Below are 5,218 nucleotides of genomic sequence, written 5' to 3' on the forward strand. Positions count from 1 at the left end.
GAGCGGGTGCAGGGGCCGGCGTGCCGCGCGGCGCTGCGGGGCACGGAGTTCGAGGCGCGGGATGACCTGGCGTCGGCGCTGGGACGGCTTCCGCCGCTGCGGCCGTGTGGCCTGCGGGTGGTGGTGAGCGACTTCCTCTTCGAGACGGACCTGGATGCGCTGTGCGCCCGGCTGTCGCGAGGAGCGTCGGCGCTGTTCCTGGTGCAGGTGCTGGACGCGGAGGACCTGGAGCCCACGGGCGGCGAGGGCGCGCGGTTGGTGGACGCGGAGAGCGGCGTGGCGCTGGAGGAGTTGCTGACGGACGGGGTGCTGGCTGCCTACGCCCGCCGCTTCGCGGAGCACCAGCGCGCGCTGCGGAGCGCGGCGGTGCGAGCGCGGGGAACGCTGCTCACCGTGAACGCGGCGGAGGGGCTGCGAGCGCAGGTGGCGGGGCCGCTGCGCGCGCTGTTCATCGCGGGAGGCGGAGCGTGAGCGCCGGTGCGAGCAGCGTGGAGCGCGAGGCGCGGAGGCTCGATGGCGGGTGCACTCACGTGCGGTGCGTCGTGGGAGGCGGAGCGTGAGCTTCGGGCTTCCCTGGGGCTTATTGGCGCTGGGCGCGCTGGTGCCGTTGATCGCGGCGTACTTCCTGCGCCGCAGGCAGAAGCCGGTCGTGGTGAGCGCGCTGTTCCTGTGGCGCACGCCGCGTCCTCGCGCGGAGGGTGGACCCCGGTGGGAGCGCTTCACTCGCGAGGCGTCGCTGCTGCTGGAGGCGCTCGCCGTGCTCGCCGCCGCGCTGTACCTGGCGGACGTGCGGCTGGGCGAGGCTGCTCGCCGCCGTCACCTCGTGCTCGTCGTGGACGGCAGCTTGTCCATGTCCGCTCGGACTCCGGATGGCAGGACGGTGCTGGAGCACGTGCGCACCGAAGCCGCGAAGCGCGTGGAGACTGAGCGCGCCACGCACGTCACGGTGCTCGCGAGCGGTGTGTCGCCCCAGGTCATCGCTGGGCCGGAAGCGGAGGCCTCTCGCGCCCTGGGCGCACTGGAGTCCTTCGACGCGCGCGGACCGGACCATGACGTCACGGCTTCGCTCCTGTGGGCGCAGGAGCTGGCCGGACCAGGCAAGCGCGTGCACTTCTTCACCGACGCGCCTCCCTCCACGGAGGTGGCCGTGCCTCCCTCCGTGCGCTGGACGGCGCTGGGCCGCTCCCAGGGCAACGTGGCGCTGGTCTCCGCGCAGCGGCGCGACGAAGGGGGGCGGGCCACGGTGACGCTGCGGGTCGCGCGCTTCGGCGCGGGCCCTTCGGAAGTTGAAGCCCGCGTGCGCGCGGCACCTGGACCGGGCGCTCGGGAGGGCACTGAACGCACGGAGCGCATCGCGCTGCCGGAGGAGGGCGCCGCGACGGTGCGCCTCACGTTCCGCGAGGCCGGCGACGTGGAGGTGTCCCTGCCGGACGACGCGCTCCCCGAGGACGGACACGTGCGCCTGCCCCCGTCCCCCGTGATGCCGGTGGCGGTGGGACTGACGGAGGGCCTGTCGCCCGCGTCGAAGCAGGCGCTGGAGCGCTTCCTGGCGGTGTCGCCCGACGTGGCGCATGGCACCCCCGTCCCCGGTGCGCCGGTGCTGTCCGTGGGCCCCGCGCGCGCGGAGGCCCGCGTGACGCTGGGCGCGGAAGGACCGCTGCGCACCTTCGTGGGGCCGTTCTTCACGGAGAAGGGCAGCACGCTGATGGACGACGTGCAGCTCGCGGGTGTGCGGTGGACGGCGGGCGCGAACCCCCCGGGCCGTCCGCTGATGACCGCGGGCGAGGCCGTGCTCGTGTCCGAAGAGGAGGGTGGGCGGCTGCACCTCAACGTGGACCTGGCGCGCTCCAACCTCCAGCGCACCACCGCCTGGCCCGTGCTCCTGGGCAACGTGGTGCGCGAGGCGCGGCGGCTGCGGGAAGGCTTCCCCCGGAAGCAGCTCAACCTGGGCGAAGCGCTCTCCGTGGTGACGGAGGCGGGGGCTCGCTACGCGCTGAAGGGGCCCTCGGGCCGCAAGCCCGTGTTCGGCGCGGGCGCGCTGAGCCTGCCCGCGCCCACGAGCCCCGGCCGCTACGTGCTGGAGCGCGACGGCCGTGAAGTGGACTCGCTGGAGGTGCTGGCGCTGGACGCGCGGGAGTCGGACCTGCGCGGCCGGGGCAGCGCCGACGTGGCCACGAAGGAGGCGGGCGAGGACTCAGAGGGGAACGGCGGCCATGAGCGCGCCCGCTGGCCCCTGGTGGTGCTGCTGGCCGCGCTGCTGGCGGACTTCTACGTCACGAGGAAGGCATGACCTTCACCCTTCCCCAGGCGTGGCTGCTGCTGTTGCCGCTGGGCCTCTTCCTGTGGCGCCATGGCCGGAGGCCCGGCCCGCCCATGGTGCTGCGGTGGGCGCTGCTGGTGCTCGGCGTGGGCGCGCTGTCCGGACCGGAGCTGCGGCTGGCCAACGCGGGCAGCGACGTGGCCGTGGTGGTGGACCGCTCGCGCTCCATGCCGCTGGACGTGGACCGCGTGGCGCAGGAGCTGATTGCGCTGGTGGAGTCCCAGCGCCGGCCGGGCGACCGCGTGGGCGTCATCACCTTCGGCCGCGAGGCCCGCGTGGAGTCTCCGCTGTCGGAGGTGGGCCGGTTCGGTGGCTTCACGCGGCCGGTGGACTCGGAGGCGTCGGACCTGTCGGCCGCGCTGGATGCGGCAGGGGCGCTCATCCCCACCGAGCGCACGGGCCGGGTGCTGGTCGTCTCCGACGGCCGGGCCACGGGCGCGGATGCCCGGGGCGCGACGCGGCGGCTGGCGGCGCGAGGCATCGCGGTGGACTACCGGCAGGTGTCCCGTCCGGAGCCCGCGCTGGACGTGGCGGTCGTGTCCCTGGACGTGCCCGCCACCGTCTCCGTGCGCGAGCCCTTCCAGTTCTCCGCCGTGGTGCAGGCCACCTCCGCTGTCACCGGCACCGTGCGCCTGGAGCGCGACGGAAAGGTGCTGGTGAAGGGGCCGTTCGACTTCAAGCCCGGCCCCAACCTGTTGCCCCTGCGCGACCTCCTGGAGGAGCCGGGGCTCGTGCGCTACCGGCTCACGGTGGAGGTGCCCGGCGACGGCGTCCCGGAGAACGACGTGGGCGTGGGCGTGCTGCGCGTGGAGGGCCCGCCGCGGGTGTTGCTGCTCACCGCGCAGCCCTCGGGCACGCTGGCGAAGGCGCTGTCGGCGACGGGCATGGAGCTGGACGTGAAGGCGCCGTTCCACCTGTCGCTGGAGGCGCTCGATGGGGTGGGCGTGGTGGTGCTGGAGAACGTGGACGCCAACGCGCTGGGCGAGACGGGGTTGAACGCGCTGGCGGACTACGTGGACCAGGCGGGCGGCGGGCTGGTGATGACGGGAGGGCGTTCGAGCTTCGGCGAGGGCGGCTACCGGCGCTCGCCCGTGGAGCCGCTGCTGCCCGTGTCGCTGGAGATGCGCGAGGAGCAGCGCCGTGCGTCGGTGGCGATGAGCGTGCTCATGGACTCCAGTTGCTCCATGGGCGCGCAGGTGCCGGACGGCCGCACGAAGATGGAGCTGGCGGCGGAGGGCGTGACGGCTGCGCTCACGCTGCTCAACGCGAACGACGAGGCCTCCGTGCACATGGTGGACACGGAGCCGCACGAAATCTTCCCGCTGAGCCCCGTGAGCGAAGGGCTGCCGTTCAACCAGGTGGCGCGAGGCTTCAGCGGAGGTGGCGGCATCTACGTGGGCGTGGCCCTGAGCGCGGGCCGCAAGGAGATCCTCCGCAGCGACAAGCCCACGCGGCACGTGGTGCTGTTCTCCGACGCGGCGGACTCCGAGGAGCCGGGCGACTACCAGTCGACGCTGGCCGCGCTGCGAGAGGCCAACGTGACGGTGTCCGTCATCGGCCTGGGCAAGCCCACGGATCCGGACGCGGACCTGCTGCGCGAAGTGGCCCGGCGCGGCGATGGGCGCATCTACTTCGCGGAGGACGCCATGAGCCTGCCGCGCATCTTCAGCCAGGAGACGCTCGCGGTGGCGAGGGCCACGTTCGTGGACGAGCCCGCGTCGATGGAGGCCGCGCCGGACCTGCCGCTGCTGGGACCGCTGCCGACGACGGGGCTGCCGCAGCTGGGCGGCTACAACCTCACCTACCTGAAGCCCCGGGCGAACGTGGCGCTGCGCACGCTGGACACCAACGCCGCGCCGGTGCTGGCGCTGTGGCCGCACGGCGCGGGACGCACGGTGGCGCTCACGGCGGAGGTGGACGGCAGGTACACGGGGGAACTGCGCGAGTGGAGCGCGCTGCGCGCGACGCTGGAGGCGGTGGTGCGCTGGTCGATGGGGCGGACCACGCCGAAGGAGGAGGCGGTGGTGCGCTCGGAGCGCCAGGGCAACCTGCTGCGCGTGACGTTGGACCTGCCGCCGGGTGAGCCGATGCCGGGTGCGCTGCCCACGGCGGTGTTGCTGTCGGACGACGGCCGCCCCGGCGCGGAGAAGCCGCTGCACTGGGAGGACGAGGACCGGCTGGTGGTCGAGTACCCGCTGTCGGGCAGCGGCACCTGGCACCCGGTGGTGAAGTGGGGCGGGCGAGTGCTGAGGGCGCCGCCGGTGGTGCTGCCCTACGCGCCGGAGTTCGAACCGGGCAGCGCGAAGGAGGGGCTCAAGCTCCTGCGAGCACTGGCGGCGGTGGGCGGCGGACAGGAGCGGCTGTCGATGACGGGCCTGTTCGCGGAGGCGCCGGAGTCGGAGGGCCGCGTGGCGCTGGCACCGTGGCTGGTGGCGTTCGCGCTGGCGGCGATGCTGGCGGAGGTGGCCGTGCGCCGGTTCCTCTCCGCGCCCCGCGTGAAGGCTGCCCGGGAGCGGCCGGCGAAGAAGGCCACGGCGCGAGGCCCCACGGCCGCACCCGTCACGGACGTGAAGCGTTCCGCGGCGCCGTCCAGCCCCACCCCGGAGGAGCCCCCGGAGTCGAAGCCCGAACCGCCGAAGCCGCCCGCCGGAGTGGACTCCGCGCTGGAGGCCGCGCGCGCCCGTGCACGGCGTCGCACCGGACGCTGAAGTGCTGAGCTCAAAGTGATGCCGCATCGCAACAGCCCGGACACCCTGTGGGGCACCTCCCGCCCACAGTCGTCCAAACCTGTCCGACAGTCGGACAAGTTCTCGCGGCTCGGCTGGAACGGACGCCCCCAAGCCGGGTTCTCCAAACCTGTCGGACAGTCGGACAGGTTCCCGCGACGCGGCTGGAGCG

At 74.1% G+C, this 5,218-nt stretch carries 2 protein-coding genes and 1 pseudogene; all 3 read left to right on the forward strand.

Translation table 11 applies throughout. The features are described from left to right. A pseudogene (locus ACLEQD_RS36330) lies at positions 1 to 471 on the forward strand (DUF58 domain-containing protein); the annotation flags it as partial. An 85-nt stretch (positions 472 to 556) separates the two neighbouring features. Continuing rightward, a complete protein-coding gene (locus ACLEQD_RS36335; RefSeq protein WP_410390465.1) occupies positions 557 to 2,290 on the forward strand; it encodes a vWA domain-containing protein in 1,734 nt (577 codons plus the stop codon). Next, positions 2,287 to 5,028: a VWA domain-containing protein gene (locus ACLEQD_RS36340; RefSeq protein ID WP_410390466.1), complete on the forward strand. Its 2,742-nt coding sequence runs from the start codon at positions 2,287 to 2,289 to the stop codon at positions 5,026 to 5,028. The genes ACLEQD_RS36335 and ACLEQD_RS36340 overlap by 4 nt, the downstream gene beginning before the upstream one ends. Positions 5,029 to 5,218: the final 190 nt, after the last annotated feature.

This window comes from Corallococcus sp. 4LFB, assembly GCF_046520365.1.
GTDB classification, from domain to species: domain Bacteria; phylum Myxococcota; class Myxococcia; order Myxococcales; family Myxococcaceae; genus Corallococcus; species Corallococcus caeni.

Coding starts and splice junctions, on each gene's coding strand:
- ACLEQD_RS36340 (WP_410390466.1), top strand. CDS start 2,287: ATGACCTTCACCCTTCCCCAGGCGTGGCTGCTGCTGTTGCCGCTGGGC.